Origin of the sequence: Sorangium sp. So ce385 (assembly GCF_051474135.1) — a bacterium.
Taxonomy (GTDB): domain Bacteria; phylum Myxococcota_A; class Polyangia; order Polyangiales; family Polyangiaceae; genus Sorangium; species Sorangium cellulosum_D.
Map to the genome: position 1 here is coordinate 9,008,123 of NZ_CP150337.1, position 19,065 is coordinate 9,027,187.

Consider the following 19,065-nt stretch of genomic DNA (forward strand, 5'->3'; position numbering starts at 1 on the left):
GAGAACTCGCGACGGTCGATCCATCGCCTCGAGCCGCCGTGGTTGCGTCGCTCGCCGCCACCCTGAGCCGAGCCGTCGCCCTCGGGGATGACGTGGCGGCCCGGGTCGTGCACGAGGCGATCGGTCAGCTGCTCGGGCTGCCGGTGGCACCGAAGCGGTGAGCAAGCTTGGGCCGAACGTCGAGCCCGCCGCTCGCGTCGACTTGCTGCCGGAGCCTTGCCGCTCGCCAGTGCCCGCAGGCTCACCTGGGATCGCCCGCACGCGGCGGTTGCGTGCCGAAGCGCCCCGGAGGCATCCGGAAAGTGATGCCGGCAAGCACCAGGCCTGTGCCGGGAGGCAAGCGCGGCGGCGTGCGCAGGCGACGACCCTCTCGCCGCGATGCTGCATGGCGACGCCATGGCGGAACTGCGGACGCCACGGGGAGCGGTGGGAAAACGAGTGGCGAAGCGGCTCCTGCATGCTGGCGCGGAGGCGGCACGCGCACCATGCGCCTCGGCGCCAGAGAGCGCAGATGCAAGCACGTGCCTGGCACGCTGCTCATCCATGGTCCCAATGAGAGGCATGATCATCACCTGCTCGGTGATCGGGATCATCGCGTGCACAGCTCCGCTAGCCGGCTCTGCTGCACCCGGATGCTCTCCTCCTGCAACGCTGTGCGCTCGCGCTCTCGCGTTCTCGCGCGCCGACATATCGAGCGCGAGGCGGCGCCATCGCGGTCCGGATACCCAAGCACGCGAAGAAGGAGATCGAAGCCTACCTCGACTGCGGGCTGCTCTGCCGCGGGTTCGCGCGGCTCCGGTGCGAGCGCTGCGAAGAGAGTCGGCTGGTGGCCTTCAGCTGTGAAGGACGCGGTTTCTGCCCGTCGTCTCTGGGCCGACGCATGTGTTCCACGGCGGCGAACCTGATCGAGGACATCCTGCCCGAGGTGGCGCACCGTCCGTGGGTGTTGACGTTTCCGTTTCCGTGGCGGCGCAGGCTCGCCCAGGACGGGGCGTTGTTCGGCGTGCTGACCCGCCTCTTCGTCGAGAGCGTGGAGCGGTTCTACGAAAAACGCGCCGCGCGCCGAGGCGCGTGCGGCGCGGTCAAGAGCGGCGCGGTGACCGCCGTGCAACGCACGTCCGGCGACATGCGGCTCAATCCGCATCTGCACGTGGTCTTCCTCGACGGGGCTTATCACGAAGACGGCACCGAGCTCGTGTGGAACGAACTCGGTCACCTTCCAACTCGCGCGGTCGGTCAGGTCATAGAGCACGCCGTCGGGCGGATGCTCCGTTACCTTCGGCGGCACGGGCATCTCGAAATCGAGCACGACGTCGAGGAGGACGGCGAGCCCGAGGCAGCGCTCTGTGCCTCCGCCGTCTCGGGACGAGAGTCGCGCCACACGTCGTCGCCCCGCCATGGCTCCGCGGGCTCTCGCCGTCTTCGCCGAGCGCGCTCGCGTCGCCGAGCGCGCTCGCGTACGACAAGCCGCTGTGCGCTGCGCTCGATGGCTTCACCTTGCACGCAGCGACGCGCGCCGGTGCGCACCATGCCGCGGCGAGGGAGGCGCTGCTGCGTTACGTGCTGCGACCCCCGATCGCAAAGGAGCGCGTCGAGCCGCAGCAGGACGGCCTGGTGCGGCTGTCGCGGAGGCGCGCCTTCGCTGACGGGACTGTCGCGGTGGACATGGAACCGCTCTCGCTCCTGTGCCGCCTCGCGGCCAGCGTCCCGCCGCCGCGCTTTCACACCGTCAAGTACGCTGGCGTGCTCGCCTCGGCAAGTCGCCCACGTTGGCGCGCAAGCGCATCGGACCGCGCCCTGCGAAGCCAGAAGAGCCTACGAAGGCGGACGAAGACGCCGCTTCGAAACGCAAGCGTGGCGGCGATCGGGCGGTCGACAAACCGCGCCGAGCTCTTGCGCCGCACATTTGCGATCGACGTCCTCGAGTGCCCAGCTTGCAAGGGGCGGATGAAGCGCGTCGCCCTGGTGACCGAGCCAAGGAACATCGCCCGCTTCCTCTCCGCGCTCGGCGAGCCGACCGATGTTCCAGCACGCTCTCCCAACGCCCACGTTGCGCCCGCCGTACTGGAAGAGCACCGTTCTGCGCCGCAAGGCGCCCGGTGACGCCGCATAGCGTCTCGCGACGCGCCTCCCGGGCCAGACCAACGCCCGGACGGACACGTGTGCCCACGGCACGCCGATGCGCCCCTAGTGGACTGTTCGATAAGTTTTTGAACATTTTCACGCAGCATGCTGCGCGACCCAGCGGTGCATCTTCTGGCGCGTCCAGGACCACCGGAACGGGTGCGCGTAGAGCTTGTTGTACTCCTGCCAGCTCGCCTCGAGGTGCTCGACGAGTTGCTGACGGCTCTTCCAGTCGCCGCGCTTCAGGTACCGCTCGGTGAACGCACGGAGCAGCAGCTCGGCTTGATCGAGCCACGAAGCATGCGCCGGCGTGAAGAGCACACGCACGTGCGCGTAGTGGTTGCGCAGGAGCGTGTGCGTCGCCTCGGCGGTGTGGGACGAGCCACCGTCCCAGATCAGGTGCACGCGTCGCCTGTGGCGATGCTCCTGGAGCAGTTCGGGGAGGATCGCACACAGGTGCTCGCTGTCGTTGTGCTCGATGCACCAGCCGTGCATCTGGCCGGTGTGGACGATGAGCGCCGCCACGAAGTTCACGGTCCCGTGCCGGATGTACTCGAACTCCTGGCGCTCGATCTCGCCGGGGCGCACCGCGCGCGTGGGGCAGCGGCGTTCGAGCGCCTGGATGTTCGGCTTCTCATCGAGACAGAGCACGACCTCGCCGCGGGCGGCCAGATTTGAGGCTTGTTCGTAGCACCACAGGATGCGCGCGGCCTTCTGCTCGAAATCGGCGTCGATCCTCGGCGTCTTCCAGTACCGCGAGCGGTGGGGTTGGAGCTCGGCCGTGCGCAGGATCAGCGAGACGGTCGAATGCGCGATCTTCGGGACGAGTCCACGCGCCGCCGCCGCAATCGCCAAGCTGCGCGTCGACCAGTGTGTCATGTGCAGGCCGACCCCGGCGGGCTCGCAGCAGGCGAGCATCTCGATCCCAACGCGCTGCAGAGGGGGAAAACGTCCGGGGTCGCCCCTCGCGAGGAGCGTCCTCGACGACCTGGACCCCGACCTCTTCGTACCGTCTGCACAGATTCCAGATGGTCGTTCTCGCGACACCGAGACGATCGGCCAGATCTTGGACGACGGTCGCTGGATCCGACATGGCCAGCAAGATCCACGCACGACGCGCAACGCGCTGCTCCGTGCGTCCATCGCGGACAAGCTGCTCCAAGTACGCCGCGTCGTCCGCGGACAGCTCGATCAGTCGTGGTAGTCGCCCCCGCATCCGTGGAGCTTGCCACCGCCACGAATATGTTCAAAAACTTATCGAACAGTCCACTAGCGCGCTCGGCGCCGCCCGGACCACGCTCTTTCGACCCAGGACCGAGCCATCACGACGCTCGCGGCCCCACCCTTTCGGTTTGCTGCGCACCACTTCTTCGCGCTGCGATCCGGCTTCTTTTACCTACGCGCTCTTCTGCTTGGAAGCTTCGCGCCTGGCCCGCAATGGACGCGACTGGGCAACGTCGCGCTACGTCGAGTGGGTCGCGCTCATGAAGCGTTCGTTCGGCTTCGATGCGCTCCGCTGCCCGAGATGCGAACGGAGGATGCGCGTGCTTTCCACGATCACCGACTCAGCGGTGGTGCGCCGCGTCCTCGATCATCTGAACTTGCCCTCGCAGCCCCGAACGGCAGCACCCGCGCGCGATCCAACGTGGGAACCGATGGCGTTCGGGTTCGACGCGGCGTAGGTGGGCACCCGGCCCGAGCCCGTCATGGCGAACGCACGTCGCGGTCGTCGAGCCAGAGCTGCACCCAATGCACGGCGCGCGGGCCCCGCGACGGGGCGAGCGGGTGTTTGATGCGCGATAGACGGCTCGCCCGGCGTCGTTCCCGCGGGGCTCGACACGGGCGAGAGCTCTATGGTTTCCTATCCGCTTCCCGCGGGGCTCGACACGGGCGAGAGCTCTATGGTTTCCTACCCGCCGCTCGGCGACGGCGAGCCCGCCTCCAGTCCCGCCTGGCGCACGCCTATCGTGAGGATCCATGCACCGAATTCGTGATATCGAGGAGCGACCGCACGAGCGGGTCCTTGTCGTCCATGGCGCGCCACACCGAGCGGCCAAGGATGACGACGTTGAGGTCCCGAACCCGCTTGAACACCACTCCGGCAAGGAGCGTCGACGCGGCGCTCTCGGGACACAAGCTGAGACCTTCGCCGCTCGCCACCAGCATGAGGATCACATCGCTGCTGGCCTCGTTGTGGGCGAGCTCGAGCGTGAGATCATGCGCCCGGAAGGCGGCGATGATGTCGTCGTGGAGGCGCGGGCCCTCCTTGCGCGGAGGCCAGAGAAAGCGCTCCTGCTTCAGGTCCGCGACCCTCAGCGTGCGCCGTGCAGCGAGGCGATGGCTCTTCGACATCACGACGCCGACGCGCTCGCGATACAGCACGCGGAAGCGGAAGAGCGGGTTGTCTTCCGGCGAATGGTAGCCGTACCCGACCGAGATCTTGCCATCGCGCAGCGCGGCGACCTGCTCCTCGCTCGGCAGCGGCCGAAGGCGCACCTCGACGCGCGGATGACGCGCGCGGAACGTCTGCACGATCCTCGGCAGCAGGAGGGTGTCAGCCAGGGCCCCGTCGAATCCGACCACGACCGTCCCGATACGGCCTTGCGCCGTCGCGCGGGCGTCCTCGACCGCGAGCGCGGCGCGAGCCAGGGTCGCGCGCGCACCTTCGAGGAAGCTCCGGCCGGCGGCGGACAGCTTCACCCCGCGTCCCGAGGGCACGAAGAGCTCGACGCCGATCTCAGCTTCGAGCTGAGCGATTTGCCGGCTCAAGGGCGACTGCGAGACGTGAAGCCGCTCGGCCGCCCTTCCGAAGTGCTCCGCTTCCGCGACGGCGATGAAGTACCGCAGGTGACGTAGCTCCATGATTCAGACGTATAGGGTCTGAAACCGTTGCGATCAATGTCCTGGTGGTCTTGAGCGCGACGGTGCAGGCTGTTCAACGTGAAGCGACACGAGACGTTCGAGAAGCTGTCGCCCGGCTTTCTTGGGCCGGCTGAGCTGGCGCGCGGCTGGGCGTCGCGCGTCGACTGCTCGAGCGCCGACGCAAAGCACACGCTGGGGCTTCTGTTTCGCTGAGCCTCGCGACCGACAACCGAGAGAACCCGAACATGACCGAGAACAACCCCACCTCCAGCTCGGAACCAAAGGAGCGCGCGAGGCCCGCACCCGAGGCGAACCAGATGATGCAACGTCGCCCCGCCGGCGCGCTGCTCGTCGCCGGGGCAGTGATCTTCTTCCTCGCCGAGTTCATCGCCGCCGCGGCATGGACGGATCCTCCCTACAGCTACACGCATCACTACATCAGCAACCTGGGAGTCCGTGGCCCCCTCGAGGCTCTTGGCCAGTTCATGAAATCGCCACTCGCGTGGGTCATGAACACCGGGTTCTTTCTCTTCGGGATCATGTTCTTCATCGGTGTCGCCGCGCTCAAGGGCCTGCGAAGCTGGCGCCGCTGGGCAGCGCTCATCCTGGGAGCTCTCGTCGCGCTTGGCGGCGTCTTGCTGGCGTTCAACCCCGGTTCCGGAGAGCCGCCCGACGGCGCAGTCGACTATCACGCCCTGGGCGCCTTCGCGTCTATCGTCGGAGGCAACGTGCTCGCGATGCTCCTTGGACGCCAGCGTCAACAAGTCGGAATCACTCCCAAAGCCGGGAGGGCCATGGTCGTCCTCGGCGTGTTCGGGCTCGCCTCGATGGTGGCCTTCCTCGTGGTCGCCAGCTCGGGGGCCAACGTCCTCATCGGCCTCGTCGAACGCTGCGCCGTCTATCCCATCATGGTCGGCTTCATCTGTGCGGGGGCGTCGATCTGGAATCGCCGGACCGTTGCACGCTCGAGCGGCGAGGACGAGACTTCCCGACCACAGATGCTGAAGCAGCAGCCAGCCTACATCAACATCATCAAGATGCGCGCCAAGGCGGGAGCGAGCGACAAGCTGTTCTAGCTAGCCGCGGCCGGCCTACGAAGCAGCAGCTCATGCAGCTTCGCGACCTCCGCCTTCGACCACGCTCGTGCTCCGCGACCTCGACAGCGGCATGAAAACCTGTAACATATCCACAGAACAGGCGCTCTTCTGCACACGGATTGACATGCGATTGGAATCCATGAACACCAACGCCGCCTATCGCTCGCTTGTCCGTCTGTCCTTCCTCATGCTCCTCGCGGTCGTCTTCTCCATCGGGTGCAAGCGGCTCAAGACCGGCGCGCGGGAGGAGTTCGGGAGAAAGCACAGCTGTCCCGAGGACCGCATCACGGTCCGCTCACGCGACGACGTGAAATGGGGCTCGATCGTGCTCGCGAAAAGACCCGCTGAGGCGCCGCCCGACGAGGTGAAGAACGACCCCGGCCGGCTGGCGAAATGGCAGAAGGACCGGGCCGAAGAGGACGCAGCGACGCGGGAGAGTCTGGACGAGCTCGACGTCTTCGAGGTGAAGGGCTGCGGCCACGAGGTGTTCATGGCCTGCGCGCACCCCGGCGGCGGTGCCGGCGAGGGGGTCGCGACCGACGAGGTCGTGTGCTGGGAGCAGCCCACCACGAAGCGCTGACGCGGTCGCTGGCCAGGCGCGTCAGTCACGGCGGCGCTGCTGCAGCGGCCGCAGAGGAGAGCTCGCTCGCGAACAGCACGGCGCGTCCGGGCCGCGCCGCTCGGGCTCGTTCCCGATCATGAGATGAGGGCTCCGCTCGCGCGCCGGACGAGCGAGGCAACGCGCAGGAAAAGGAGAACCATGCTGAAGCGGATCTGGGATCGTCATCGCGCCGCCGGGCTCGACGAGGCTGCGGCCGCCGCCGCGGCGCCGTCGCCGGAGGAGCTCTGCTACCTCGCGATGCTGGCGTTCGCCGACGAGCGCACCGCGGACGCCGCGGCCTTCGCCGCCCGCGCCGCGGAGGCCTCGCCGGGAGACCCGCTGTTCCGCGCGGCCGCGGCGCACCTCGAGCGGGTCGCCCGGGAGGGGAAGCGCAACGTCTACGTGTCCGCGGAGGGGTTCGCCGCCTTCATCCGCGGCGGCGGCAATGTGCCGCTCTACCGGGAGACCAGCGCGGCGCTTGCCGGCCAGTACCCGGAGGCGCCCTTCGATCTGCTCGACATAGGCGCTGGCGACGGCATGGCCCTGCTGCCCGCGCTGACGCCGGCGGTGCGGCGGGTGACCGTGGTGGAGCCGGCGGCGCCGCTGCTCGAGCGGTGCGCCGCGGCGCTCTCGGCGCGGGGCGTCGGCTTCGAGGCCTTCAGCGGGCGATTCCAGGACCTCGCCGCGGATCCCGCCATGGCGTCGCGGAGCTGGGCGGTCGCGCAGGCGACCTTCTGCCTGCACGCGATCGCCCCGGCCGAGCGGCCGGCGCTGCTCCGCTGGGCGCGCGCGCGCTGCGATCTGCTGCTGATCGCCGAGTTCGACGCGCCGCGCATGGACGAGCCTTCGCTGACGGGACTGTCGCGGTGGACATGGATCCGCTCTCGCTGCTGTGCCGGCTCGCCGCCAGCGTCCCGCCGCCGCGCTTTCACACCGTCAAGTACGCTGGCGTGCTCGCCTCGGCAAGTCGCCCACGTTGGCGCGCAAGCGCATCGGACCGCGCCCTGCGAAGCCAGAAGAGCCTACGAAGGCGGACGAAGACGCCGCTTCGAAACGCAAGCGTGGCGGCTATCGGGCGGTCGACAAACCGCGCCGAGCTCTTGCGCCGCACATGTGCGATCGACGTCCTCGAGTGCCCAGCTTGCAAGGGGCGGATGAAGCTCGTCGCCGTGGTGACCGAGCCAAGGAACATCGCCCGCTTCGTCTCCGCGCTCGCCGAGCCGACCGATGTTCCAGCACGCTCTCCCAGCGCCCACGTTGCGCCCGCCGTACTGGGGGTTCGGGGCGCAGGGCGCCGCAGGCGACCCGGAGCCCCGAGCGTTGAAGAGCACCGTTCTGCGCCGCAAGGCGCCCGGTGAGGCCGCATAGCGTCTCGCGACGCGCCTCCCGGGCCAGACCAACGCCTGGACGGACACGTGTGCCCACGGCACGCCGATGCGCCCCCTAGCGCGCTCGGCGCCGCCCGGACCACGCTCTTTCGACCCAGGACCGCGCCCTCACGACGCTCGCGGTCCCACCCTTTCGGTTTGCTGCGCACCACTTCTTCGCGCTGCGATCCGGCTTCTTTTACCTACGCGCTCTTCGCGCTGCGATCCCGCTTCTTTTACCTACGCGCCCTGTGTCTGCGCTGCGGCGAGTTGCGCCGCGATTCACCCGTGTGTCATCCGCGGCTCGGCTTGCTCTTTCTTCTCCCGCCGGGCTCCTGAGCAGGCTCCGCGGCGCCCGCGCCCTTGCCGGTCCGCGCCGCCCGGGCCGCGGGCTCGACCGTGGCCAGCGCTCCGCACGCGAGGTCGGGCAGGGTCGCCCTCATCCACGCGGGGTCCACGGCGCCGCGCGCGGACAGGTACAGACGGCAGGCCTGGTGCGCCGGGCCGAGCAGCACCACGTCGAGCACCACCTCGGACGAGCGCGCCCCGGAGAAGACGCCGAGCTCCGTCAGGTGCGCCGTCACCTCCGCCTTGAGCCGCGCCTTTTCGTCCCGGAGCGCGGCGCGGTGGTGCCCGTCCAGCTCCAGCGCGAGGGCCTGGTACATGAAGCGCGCCTCGGCCTCGTGCTCGAACACCCAGGTCAGGTGCGCCTCCACCAGCGCCCGCACCGCCGTGCGCGCCGTCCTGGCGGCGAGCACGCGCGCGGTCACGTACCCGACAAGCCGCTCGAAGGTCCGCCCGAGCAGCGCCGCCACCAGCGCCGGGAAATCCTCGAACAGGTGGTACACGCTCGAAGGGCTCGCCCCAGCCTCCTTGCGGACGTCCTCGATGCCCGTGCGCAAGATGCCTCGCTGCTCGAAGCAACGGAGCGCCGCGTCCAGCAGCGCCTCCCGGCGGGCCACGCCGCTCTGTCGAGCCACGGCCATGCCCCCTCCCTTACCCCAGCTGCGCGCCGCTGACCAGCCGGCCTAGATGGAAGATTCTTCCAATTTTTTGTTGGAAGTTCCTTCCACTCAGGCTACCTTCCACTCGAAAGCGAGGTGTCGCATGAAGCTGGGACTGGAGAAGAGGGCCGCGCTGGTGACCGGCGGCTCGCAGGGGATCGGCAGGGAGGTGGCTTTGCAGCTCGCGGCCGAGGGGGCCCGCGTGGCGCTCACCTACCGGAGCGAGCGCGAGAAGGCCGCGGAGGTCGTCCGGGAGATCGAGCGGCAAGGCGGCGAGGCGCTGGCGCTGGAGCTCGACCTCGGATCGACGGAGTCGATCAAGGCGGCTGTCGCGGCCGCCCTGGCGCGCTTCGGGCAGCTCGATGTCCTCGTCAACAACGCGGTCCGCTGGAGCGAGCGCCTGCCCTGGGAGGCGCCGCGCTTCGAGGACATCCCGCTCGCCGAGTGGCAGGGCACCCTCCACGACAACATCGACGGCGCCTTCGCCGCGATCCAGGCCGCGGTGCCCTCCATGCGCGCCCGGGGCTGGGGCCGGATCGTCAACGTCTCCTCTGGCGTGGCGCTCGACGGCGTGGTGGGCACCGGGCCCTACGCCGCCGCCAAGTCGGCGCTCCACGGGCTCACGGCGGTGCTCGCGCGCGAGCTCGGGCCGCACGGGATCTTGACCAACGTGGTGGTCCCGGGCTTGACCGTGACCGACAAGATGATCGGGGTGATATCGCCGGAGGTGATGGCGCAGCGCGGGAAGGCGTACCCCGTGGGCCGGCTATTGCGGCCCGAGGAGGTGGCGCCGACCATCGTCTTCCTGTGCTCGGCGGCGAACACCGCGGTCACCGGGGAGATCATCCGCGCGAGCGGCGGCCGGCCGATGTGACGAGGGGACAGGCGCGCGGCGCTGAATCAGCGCATACCGGCTGCATGGCCGGGCGCAACGACACACGTGACAGCGACGTTCAGCGGCTTCGAGTCGGGCCAGCGCTCACTCGATAACGCCCGGACGGACACGTGTGCCCACGGCACGCCGATGCGCCCCTAGCGCGCTCGGCGCCGCCCGGACCACGCTCTTTCGACCCAGGACCGAGCCATCACGACGCTCGCGGTCCCACCCTTTCGGTTTGCTGCGCTACACTTTGTCGGTGATCCTCGCGTCCCGCGTCCGATCGGTGAAGACCGCGGCGACGTGATCGTTGGCGTTCACCGTTCACCGCCGGCCCCCGCGCCGATCTGGGCCGCGCTCGCCTCCGCGGCGTAGACGTTGCGCCCGCCGAAAAGTCGAAGGCCCGAGGGCTGCCACCCTCGAGCCTTCTGGAGCTCCGCCTTCGGAGTCCCCCACCTTCACCACAAGCCGGGCTCCAGGTCCAGAAAACGGCGGCATGGAGCCTGTTGCCTTCGTCCGTCTATCGCCTCGCCCTCTGCTCCGGCTGCCGCGTCCAGCTTCGCCTCTGCCGTCGCTGCGACCGCGGCCAGCGCCTCTGCCTCGACTGCCGCCCGCTCCGGCGCCGTGAGTCGCTCCGTCGCGCCGGCGCCGCCTACCGGGCCCGGCCTCGCGCTCGCCGCCTCCAGGCCGCTCGTCAGGCCCGCTACCGCGACCGGCAGCGGGACAAGTTCTCCGCGCAGAAAGTGACGCATCACGGGGTGACGCAAGCCGCGGCCGCGTCGATGTCCCAGGTCGCGCCGGAGCTCTCCTCCGGCCGAAAGGACGACCATGACGATCGGTTCCGAGATGTCAGCCGCTGCTCGCTCTGCGGAGCGCGGCTTTCGCCCTGGGCCCTGCGTGAGCGACGCGCGCGGCCAGCTCTTCATCGACGCGCTCCCCGCGTCCCACGCGGGCCTGCGCCGTGACGGGAGGGGGCGGTGATCACCAAAGAGAAGGAGGCGGAGATCCTGCGCCTCTACCACGGCGAGAAGTGGCCCATCGGCACCATCGCCGGCCAGCTCGGGTTGCACCACACCACCGTGCAGCGCGTGCTCGGACAAGCGGGCGTCGACCCGAAGGCCGTCGCGCCGCGCCCGTCCATGGTCGACCCCTTCGTGCCCTTCATCGTCGAGCAGCTCGGCAAGTATCCCTCGCTGCGCTCCAGTCGCCTCTTCGTCATGCTGAAGGAGCGCGGCTATCCGGGCGGTCCCGATCATCTGCGCCGGGTGATCGGCCGTCTCCGCCCCAAGAAGCCGGCGGAAGCTTTCCAGCGGCTGCGCACGCTCCCCGGCGAGCAAGCGCAGGTCGACTGGGCGCACTTCGGCAAGCTGGCTGTCGGCCGGGCACTGCGTCCGCTCTGGGCCTTCGTCATGGTGCTCAGTTACTCGCGGCGGATCTTCCTGCGCTTCTTCCCCGGCGCGGCCATGCCCTTCTTCGTGCGCGGGCACGTCGAGGCGTTTGCCGACTTCGGCGGCGTCCCGCGCGTGCTGCTCTACGACAACCTCAAGAGCGCCGTCGTCGAGCGCCACGGCGACGCGATCCGGTTCCACCCCACGCTGCTGGCTCTGTCGGCGCATTACCGCTTCGACCCGCGCCCCGTCGCCGTCGCCCGCGGCAACGAGAAGGGCCGCGTCGAGCGCGCCATCCGCTACGTCCGCGAGGCCTTCTTCGAGGCCCGGGCCTACGCCGACCTCGGAGACCTCAACCGCCAAGCGACCGAGTGGACCAACTCCGCGGCGCTCGATCGCTCCTGGGTCGAGGACCGCACCCGCACCGTGCGTCAGGCCTTCGACGACGAGCGCAGCGCGCTCTTGCGACACCCCGACACGCCCTTTCCGGACCACGAGCGCGTCGAGGTCGAGGTCGGAAAGACCCCCTACGCACGCTTCGATCTCAACGACTACTCGGTCCCCCACGACCGGACGCGCCGCACGCTGGTCGTCCTCGCTGACCTCGATCAGGTGCGCATCGCTGACGGCAACGAGGTCGTCGCGGCCCACGTCCGCTCGTGGGACCGCGGCCAGCAGATCGAGCAGCCCGAGCACCTCCAGCGCCTGGTCGACGAGAAGCGCCGCGCCCGCGAGCACCGCGGCCTTGATCGCCTCGCGCGCGCCGCCCGCAGCAGCCAGGCATTCCTGCGCATCGTCGCCGAGCGCGGCGATAACGTCGGCAGCGCGATCGCCCGGCTTCTGCAACTGCTCGACGCCGTCGGCGCCGCCGAGCTCGAAGAGGCCCTGGTCGAGGTGCTTGAGCGCGACACCATCCACATCGGTGCCGTCCGCCAGGTGATCGACCGCCGCCGCTCCGAGCGCCACCTGCCGCCCCCCGTCTCGATCCCCGTCACCCGCGGCCAGCACGCCGCCCTCGTCGTCACACCGCATTCCCTCGCCACCTACGACGCCCTGAAGAAGGACCCGACGCCATGACCGACCTGACGCCCACCGAGACCAAAGACCGCCTCAAGAGCCTCGGCCTCTTTGGCCTGCTCGCCTGCTGGGAGCAGCTCGCCGACAAGCCCTGGCTTCGCGAGGTGCTCGCCATCGAGGAGCGCGAGCGCCACAAGCGCAGCCTCGAACGCCGCCTGAAGAACTCCCGCGTCGCCGCCTTCAAGCCCATGACCGACTTCGACTGGTCCTGGCCCAAGAAGATCGACCGCGAGGCCGTCGACGACCTCTTCGGCCTGGGATTCCTGGCCACCGGCCACAACGCCGTGCTCGTCGGCCCCAACGGCGTCGGCAAGACCATGATCCTCAAGAACCTCGCCCACCAGGCCGTCGTCCGCGGCCACACGGTCCGCTTCTCGACCGCGAGCGACATGCTCGCCGACCTCGCCGGGCAAGAGTCCTCGGCCGCGCTCGCGCGCCGGCTCCGGCGCTACACAGTCCCCGCTCTTCTCTGCATCGATGAAGTAGGCTACCTCTCCTACGACAGCCGCTATGCGGATCTGCTCTTCGAGGTCGTCACCCGTCGCTACGACGCGCAGAAGCCGCTCTTGCTCAGCACGAACAAGGCCTTCGCCGACTGGGGCCAGGTCTTCCCGCACGCCGCGTGCGTCGTCACGCTCGTCGACCGGCTCGTGCACCGCGCCGAGGTGATCGAGATCGAGGCCGAGAGCTACCGGCTGAAGGAAGCCAAGGAGCTGAGCGCCACCCGCATCAAGCAGCGCCGCACCAAGAAGCACTGAGCGGCCTCTTCACCGGTGAACTTCACCGGCACCCGGCCTGGTCTTCACCGGTGAACTTCATCGGCATCCGGCATGGTCTTCACCGGCACCGGCTGCGGGTTTCACCGGTGAACTTCACCGAAATCCCGCGGGTTGACGAGATCATCTACACACTTCTTCGCGCTGCGATCCGGCTTCTTTTACCTACGCGCCCTGAGGGGTCGCGGCGGCCGGCGAGGGCCGTTTACGCGTCGCAGGGGTGAGCGTCGTCAAGCCCTGACGGGTCGCGGCGGCCGGCGAGGGCCGCTCACCGGCGCGTGGCCGAGCCGGCGGCCTGCGACCGGCCCTGCACCCGCGCCTGAAGGCAGGTGTAGCGAGAGCCGGGGTGCTGCTTCTCCCTGGTGTACGTCAACGGCTCCTGTACCTGCGCGACGGGGCGCCCGTCGACCTGCACGCGCAGCGACAACACGTCGCCCGGGGCGAGCGCCTGCTCGTCCTCCACCACCGTGCGCACGTCGAGCGCCCAGCGCGCCTGCTCCTTCCACGCGAGGAACGCGCCCGCGGAGAGCTGCCCCGAGAGCGCGAGCGCGACGCGATCCCCCGGGCGAAGCGCGGTGAGCGAGAGCTGCGCGGCGGCGCATCGGGCGGCGTGACAAGCCTCGATCGTGAGGGCGCGTCCCTCCATCTCTTCCGCCGGGAGCGAGAGCGCCGCGGTGGCGCCTGGCAGGCAGCGATCTCCGGTGAGCTCCGTCTTCCTCGGCTTCGACGGGAACCCGCGGAGCAGGACCGCGGGCGAGCTTGCGAGCACGACCGCCTCCTCGTGATGGATCTCCCCACGGAACGAGAAGAACGCGTCCCGATCCATCGTCACGAGCCGCGAGGCGGGGACGCCGCGCCGCTCGAGGTCTCCCCGGACAGCGGCCACCCGGCTCGCCGCCAGGCGCGCGGCCGCGTCCTCGGAGGGAGACTCGCCGCACGGAGTCGTCCCGTGGACGACGACCTTGCCGTCAGGATACTCGGCGAGCAGCCGCGCCAGGCTCTCCAGCGGCGCGGGGCGCGTGAGCTTGGACGAGCCCCGCGCGAAGGGGATGGTCGCCTGGACCGGCGTACTCTCGACGGGATAAACGACATAGTTCGGCGGCGCGAGCCCCTTCGCGACCGCATCGAGGCAGCCCTCCAGCGTCGCGGGCTTCCAGCCCGGGACAGGCGCGCGCGACGCGCAGCAGATGCGGCCCTCGTCGCCCATGACCCAGCCCGCACCGGCGGGATCGCCGCCCGGCGTCGGACAGTGGAGCAGCCCGGATTCGCCGGCGCCGGCGGGCGCAGGGGCAGCGCTCGCCTCGTCCGCCGGGCTCGCTGGCCTGTCGCCCCCCGCCGAGCCGCGCCCGGACGCCTCGGCGCGCGGCGCGGCGCCCGAGGGCGGTAGCCCCGCCTTCGGCGCGGAGGGCTGCGGGCTCCCGCACGCCCCCACGGCGAGGAGCGCGGCGAGCCCGAACGCCCCGGCGATGCGCGCTCGGCATGGGTTCCACGATGGCTTCTGGATCAAGCGCTCTCCTGCTCTCACGAACCACGTAACTTGATGCCGGGCCGATGTCGCCACGAGCTCCCGCAGCCCGAGCGTGCGCCGCGACGAGGCGCCACGGTCCCCCGGGGCCCGGCGCCTCCGGTCAAAGGAACGGCACGTCGCCCCGCACCTGCGCGCGCAGGCACGGGCCGCCCGAAGCGGTGAGGTTCTTCTCCTGGGTATACTTCAGCGGCTCCTCGACGTGCAGGACGACGCGCCCGTCGACCTGCACGCGCAGAGAGAACCAGTCGCCCGAGGCGAGCTTCGCCTTGTCCGCCATCGCGGTGCCCACCTCGAGGACCGCGCCGTCCGGCTGGTTCCAGGCGAGCTGCGCGCCCGCGGAGAGCCCGCCTTTCAGGGCGAGCGCGACCGTGTCGCCCTCGCGAAGGGTGTCGAGCGCGAGCTCTGCGCCGGCGCATCGGGCGGCGTGACACGCCTCGATGGCGAGGCGACTCCCCTGGAGCTCGGCCGTCGGGAGGAGGAGCTTCGCAACGGCCCCCGGTATGCATTGGGAATGCGGCGGCGTCGAGCGCGGGGCGATGTTGCCGCGCGGCCCGTAGAGCAAGACCGACGACGTATCGAGCTCGGTGAGCACCTCGTCATGCCGGAGATCGTCCCGCTGGCGCAAGAAATCGGCTCGGTCCTGGTTCACGAGCTGCGAGTCCTCGACACCGTGCTGCGTGAGCTCGTTTCGAACGGCGGCGACCCGGTCCGCCGCGAGCCGCGCGGCCGCGGCCTCGGAGCGGGCCTCGCCACAGCGCGTCGTCCCGTGGAGGTAGAGCTGCAGGCCTGGCTTGGCCGTGAGCCTCCGCGCGAGGCCGGTCAAAGGACCCCCCAGCTTGGCCGAGCCGCGGTCGAACGCGACGCGGTCAAGGAGGGGCTCCAGATCCAGAGAGCGATCGGGGACCAACACCGGCGCAAGCGCGGGCGCCGCCGACCGGAGACACTCGTTGTAGTCGAACGGCACGAAGCCCGGTGCGGGTGACCGCGGCAGGCAGCAGAGGCGCCCACCGCTGGCCATCTTCCGCTCGCCCGCCCTGCTATGATCGCTGTCCTGCGCCGGGCAGCGCAGGACGTCGGGCTCGGCTTCGTCGCTCCCCGCCGACTCTGGCCCCGCCGGCCCGCGAGCGGGCTGGCCCGCGGGCGCCGGGCCGCCCGGAGGGAGCAGCCCTGGCTTTGGCGTGGGGGCCTGCGGGCTCGAGCAGGCCTCCACGATGAGGAGCGCGGGGAAGAGCAACGCTCCCGCGGCTCGCTTTCGAACCCTGCTCCACGACGGCGACCGGTCCAACATCAACCCTCCTCGTGAGCGACATACATCGATCGCCTACCTGAGGCGGCCCAACTATCCGTCGATCGGCCGATCGAGGCCGCCGGACCAGGTCTGTCTGGATCGTCGCCCTGTGACCTCCCCAGGTAAGTCTAGCGGATAGGCTCTGCGCCACAAGGGCCCAGCGCTGTCCGCCGCCATGGGGTAGATCCATCGAACGATTGGGCGCTCACCCGCGGGGCGCCGTGCCACGCGGAGCGCGGCACAGGTGCACCGTCGGTGTGCAGCGCCTTGTTGGGTGGCGGCGAGACTCACTGTGCGCGGTTCAGCGGACATCGTGCAGTGCTGCCAGGTGGTTGAGGGTGCGGAGTTCCAGCCCGGCAGCGCTCAATTCGTTGTGGATCTTGCCTCTCGCTTCGAAGTAGTCGATCCTGAAGAACTCTCGGTCTGCTCGGAGTCGGTGTTGCACGAGGCAGCCGTGCACAAGTCTTTCAGCCGCGGCGGGATCGGAGACTCGCCAGCAATGCCGTACCCCGAAGGGGATCGCGATTCCGGTTGCGGCATTGATTTCTTTGACGCGCTGCTCAACGGAACGCGCCGTCATCCCGATCTTGAGCAGGTTGGGCGATTCTCGTGTGGAAAGAATGTAGACCCAGCCTGCGCCAGGCTCGTCGGCGAGCTGAAGTCGTCCGAGGAACACGGCGAGGCAGCGGCGCGTAGGCAATCGGCGCAGGCCTGCGTGCGCCTCGGTCGCCTCAGTGTGCTCCCCGTCCCGAAGTGCACGCCTCAGGCGGCCGAACTCATCAGCGATCACACCAGCGAGGCCCGTGGAGGGATAGCCCAGCTGCCCGGCAACCGTGAACCAGTCCCATTGATCCTGTCGGCGCACGCGATTGAACAGGCCCTTCGTTCCACTGAGGTCCTCAAGGAACGAGGGATCGACGTTGTTTGATGAATCTGCCTCGAGCTCGGCAAGCACAGACTGTGCTTCGCGAAGTCGCGCTGCCTGTGTCGCTGGCTTCGGAGGCGCCATTCCAAAGCCCCACTTCTCGTAGACCTCACGTGCCATCAGCGTCCCCATGCTCGCGCTCCTCGTCGCTCTCTCGAAACGCGTCCGCGACCATGACTCGCACCCGCCTGTAGAGGTGACGGTCGGCGGTCTGCGGATCCAACCCCTCCGCGACAAATACCGCGTCCACGAAACCGCCGACGTCGGCGGGAGGATCGTTGATGAGTCGCCCCTGAGCCTCGGGACGGAGGCAGAAGCCCAGGTCGACGCAGAGCTTGTATAGGAGCGATTCGGCTTGCAGTTCAGTTAGCATCTCGGTCGTGTGCCCCTGTCCGCCCAACGGCTTGGGCTTCTGCTGCGGGCTGGGGGGCGGCCCCCCAGCCCGTCAGCAGCAAGCCATTGTTGGGCAGCTTTCCTGTTAGATAGGGAAGGATCACCAGCTCGGATGGGATGCGAGTAGCGTCGACAAGAACTGCTTGCCCTGAGCCGCGGTGATCGGCGGAGCGCCGTTGTTCGACGGAATCCAGCGATGCTCCAGCATTCCGGGCTGGCCCGGCGTGTGCAAGTTGAGACCGTGCAGCCAGTCGCGAATGCGAGAATTGTAGTACTTCTCGCGAGTCCCTTGCGTCGCGGTGTCCGGTGCCTTCGCGATGGGGTCCGTCTCAAAAGCCAGGAACCAGCACATCGCGGTTGGTGCAATGTGATCTTCGGGGGGCGTCGCGTCGGGACGCCAGAGGTGCCCGTGGACGTTCTTTCTGATGTGTTCATGAAGACCGTATTGAAACTTGCCGCTCTTAAGACAGTGCTGGTCTTCTGGGCAAATGATCACGCCCTGGCCGTTCTTGTTCCGAATGGGATGTCGCTGTCCGTGGTTGCTGTACAGGTAGAGGTACAGCCCTCGTGTCAGTGCGTCGGCGCTCGTTCCGTTCTTCCCGATCAGACTGTTCCGCGCGTGAGCATGGTACGCGCGTTTGCCGGCGACCCACGTGAGTTGGCTTATCGATGTCGTGAAGTCATGGATGATAGGCATGATCCCCCTGGTGTGTGGCGACGGCTGGTCTGCCCAACGACTGACGCTGTGCTGCGCCGCTGGTGCCGAGCGAAGCGAGGCCCGGCACCAGCGGCGAGTTGGGCATCCCTGCAGGCGTGGAGTGGCTCATTCATAATACCACTACGTCGTTGCGGATCCTGACGTGGGGCTCGTCAGTGTGTCTGCTTCATATCCAAGCAGGACATCAATGAGCAAGATAGACGTCCGCGAGTTCCTCTCGCTAGGATACTGCAGGTCCCCTCCGTGGAGAATGGCATGTCGGCTAAATAGCCCCGCGGCCGCGCCGTGTTGAAACGCTGCGTGCAGTACATTCCTGAAGAAGCTTGTGACGAGCGGGCCGGTGAACGGATCGCCGTCGACCGTTTCCTTCAAGAGGGTCTGAAGCGTAGGCCCGTTGACCTTGCCCGTGTATTGGCGGAGATCCACGATAATGCCCTCGGCCTGGGCGATGAGCGCTGGAACTGAGGCCCCGAAGAGCCCGTACGTGTGGGCTTTCAGCGCGTCATTGAGTATCGGCCAGCGTGGAGCCAGAAGATTGGAGGCCATCCAAGATTCGCGAAGCGAACCTAAGAATTCAGGGGCGCCAAAAATCCTTTCGTACTCCGTCTCGATGGCGCTAACAACAGCGGTAGCCCCCTGCGTCTCGTACACATCCGTAAGTCTTGTGAGATCGTGCAAGTTCATCTGGGAGGAAGGAACGATCAATCCCCTTGCATGCGCTGCCTCGGCCATCTCGGCGCCCTTCTTCTCAAACCGCGCAACAGCCGCCTCGGCAGCCTGAAACGCGATGAGCGCCTCACTCAGCAGATTGCGCAACTCGGCTGACTCGATCGCTCTGGAGCCTATCTCGGCGAGAGTTCGAAAGAACGTGACTGGGCGCGAATCCGCTCCGAACGCCTGTACGAAGTTTTGTATCGCACGCAGTGACTTATCGTCCATCAGCGCACCCTCCGGTCAGGTTCGTTCGGTACCTCACGTGGACACGCTCGCGGCTGTTTGCTGCCCAATGGCTTGGGCTTCTGCCGCGCGTGGGCGCGTCG

Annotated in this window: 19 protein-coding genes and 1 pseudogene; 12 read left to right on the plus strand and 8 right to left on the minus strand. The window is 68.7% G+C overall.

Translation table 11 applies throughout. The annotated features are described in order from the left end of the window. The first annotated feature begins 38 nt into the window (after positions 1-38). The 3 genes and pseudogenes from WME83_RS32765 (at position 39) to WME83_RS32775 (ending at position 2,103) form a co-directional block, all read left to right on the plus strand. Positions 39-161 (plus strand): hypothetical protein, encoded by a 123-nt coding sequence (locus WME83_RS32765; protein WP_267898722.1) that lies wholly within the window; start codon positions 39-41, stop codon positions 159-161. Between the two features lie 608 nt (positions 162-769). Then, positions 770-1,240 (plus strand): annotated as a pseudogene (locus WME83_RS32770) (transposase zinc-binding domain-containing protein); the annotation flags it as partial. Beyond that, entirely contained in the window at positions 1,198-2,103 is a 906-nt protein-coding gene (locus WME83_RS32775; RefSeq protein ID WP_437313645.1) for a transposase, read from the plus strand. The pseudogene WME83_RS32770 and the gene WME83_RS32775, both read left to right, overlap by 43 nt. 117 nt (positions 2,104-2,220) lie before the next feature. On the opposite strand, the gene WME83_RS32780 is transcribed toward WME83_RS32775, so the two are convergent. After that, positions 2,221-3,267 (minus strand): IS630 family transposase, encoded by a 1,047-nt coding sequence (locus WME83_RS32780; RefSeq protein ID WP_437313646.1) that lies wholly within the window; start codon positions 3,265-3,267, stop codon positions 2,221-2,223. A gap of 209 nt (positions 3,268-3,476) precedes the next feature. On the opposite strand from WME83_RS32780, the gene WME83_RS32785 reads away from it, so the two are divergent. After that, complete coding sequence (locus tag WME83_RS32785; protein WP_437313647.1) at positions 3,477-3,806, plus strand: hypothetical protein; 330 nt, start codon at positions 3,477-3,479, stop codon at positions 3,804-3,806. A gap of 280 nt (positions 3,807-4,086) precedes the next feature. Here WME83_RS32785 and WME83_RS32790 read toward each other — a convergent pair whose 3' ends face one another. After that, positions 4,087-4,986, minus strand: coding sequence for a LysR family transcriptional regulator (locus tag WME83_RS32790; protein ID WP_437313648.1), 900 nt, complete (start codon positions 4,984-4,986; stop codon positions 4,087-4,089). Positions 4,987-5,064: 78 nt separating this feature from the next. On the opposite strand from WME83_RS32790, the gene WME83_RS32795 reads away from it, so the two are divergent. The 4 genes from WME83_RS32795 (at position 5,065) to WME83_RS32810 (ending at position 7,842) form a co-directional block, all read left to right on the plus strand. After that, entirely contained in the window at positions 5,065-5,199 is a 135-nt protein-coding gene (locus WME83_RS32795) for a hypothetical protein (RefSeq protein WP_437313649.1), read from the plus strand. 32 nt (positions 5,200-5,231) lie between these two features. Beyond that, positions 5,232-6,062 (plus strand): DUF998 domain-containing protein, encoded by an 831-nt coding sequence (locus WME83_RS32800; RefSeq protein WP_437313650.1) that lies wholly within the window; start codon positions 5,232-5,234, stop codon positions 6,060-6,062. 145 nt (positions 6,063-6,207) lie between these two features. Then, entirely contained in the window at positions 6,208-6,663 is a 456-nt protein-coding gene (locus WME83_RS32805; protein WP_437313651.1) for a hypothetical protein, read from the plus strand. 180 nt (positions 6,664-6,843) lie between these two features. Beyond that, a complete protein-coding gene (locus tag WME83_RS32810) occupies positions 6,844-7,842 on the plus strand; it encodes a class I SAM-dependent methyltransferase (protein ID WP_437313652.1) in 999 nt (332 codons plus the stop codon). Positions 7,843-8,344: 502 nt separating this feature from the next. On the opposite strand, the gene WME83_RS32815 is transcribed toward WME83_RS32810, so the two are convergent. Then, complete coding sequence (locus WME83_RS32815) at positions 8,345-9,037, minus strand: TetR/AcrR family transcriptional regulator (protein WP_020739857.1); 693 nt, start codon at positions 9,035-9,037, stop codon at positions 8,345-8,347. A 121-nt stretch (positions 9,038-9,158) separates the two neighbouring features. Between WME83_RS32815 and WME83_RS32820 the strand changes: the two genes are divergently transcribed. The 3 genes from WME83_RS32820 (at position 9,159) to WME83_RS32830 (ending at position 13,155) form a co-directional block, all read left to right on the plus strand. Continuing rightward, positions 9,159-9,929 carry an SDR family NAD(P)-dependent oxidoreductase gene (locus WME83_RS32820; RefSeq protein WP_437313653.1) on the plus strand — a complete coding sequence of 257 codons (771 nt, stop codon included), beginning with the start codon at positions 9,159-9,161 and terminating at the stop codon, positions 9,927-9,929. Positions 9,930-10,909: 980 nt separating this feature from the next. After that, the gene (istA, locus tag WME83_RS32825) at positions 10,910-12,397 is read left to right on the plus strand and encodes an IS21 family transposase (RefSeq protein ID WP_437313654.1); all 1,488 of its coding nucleotides are present in this window, start codon (positions 10,910-10,912) and stop codon (positions 12,395-12,397) included. Further along, positions 12,394-13,155 carry an ATP-binding protein gene (locus WME83_RS32830; RefSeq protein ID WP_437313655.1) on the plus strand — a complete coding sequence of 254 codons (762 nt, stop codon included), beginning with the start codon at positions 12,394-12,396 and terminating at the stop codon, positions 13,153-13,155. The genes istA and WME83_RS32830 overlap by 4 nt, the downstream gene beginning before the upstream one ends. 286 nt (positions 13,156-13,441) lie before the next feature. On the opposite strand, the gene WME83_RS32835 is transcribed toward WME83_RS32830, so the two are convergent. The 3 genes from WME83_RS32835 to WME83_RS32845 form a co-directional block, all read right to left on the minus strand. Next, positions 13,442-14,680, minus strand: coding sequence for an OmpA family protein (locus WME83_RS32835; protein ID WP_437313656.1), 1,239 nt, complete (start codon positions 14,678-14,680; stop codon positions 13,442-13,444). A 121-nt stretch (positions 14,681-14,801) separates the two neighbouring features. Next, the gene (locus tag WME83_RS32840; RefSeq protein WP_437313657.1) at positions 14,802-15,989 is read right to left on the minus strand and encodes a hypothetical protein; all 1,188 of its coding nucleotides are present in this window, start codon (positions 15,987-15,989) and stop codon (positions 14,802-14,804) included. A 301-nt stretch (positions 15,990-16,290) separates the two neighbouring features. Next, the gene (locus WME83_RS32845) at positions 16,291-17,046 is read right to left on the minus strand and encodes a GIY-YIG nuclease family protein (RefSeq protein ID WP_437313658.1); all 756 of its coding nucleotides are present in this window, start codon (positions 17,044-17,046) and stop codon (positions 16,291-16,293) included. Here WME83_RS32845 and WME83_RS32850 point away from each other — a divergent pair. After that, positions 17,045-17,257, plus strand: coding sequence for a hypothetical protein (locus WME83_RS32850; protein WP_437313659.1), 213 nt, complete (start codon positions 17,045-17,047; stop codon positions 17,255-17,257). The two genes, WME83_RS32845 and WME83_RS32850, sit on opposite strands and share 2 nt — an antisense overlap. Positions 17,258-17,407: 150 nt before the next feature. Here WME83_RS32850 and WME83_RS32855 read toward each other — a convergent pair whose 3' ends face one another. Beyond that, complete coding sequence (locus tag WME83_RS32855; RefSeq protein WP_437313660.1) at positions 17,408-18,004, minus strand: hypothetical protein; 597 nt, start codon at positions 18,002-18,004, stop codon at positions 17,408-17,410. Between the two features lie 141 nt (positions 18,005-18,145). Further along, positions 18,146-18,964 (minus strand): hypothetical protein, encoded by an 819-nt coding sequence (locus tag WME83_RS32860; RefSeq protein ID WP_437313661.1) that lies wholly within the window; start codon positions 18,962-18,964, stop codon positions 18,146-18,148. Positions 18,965-19,065: the final 101 nt, after the last annotated feature.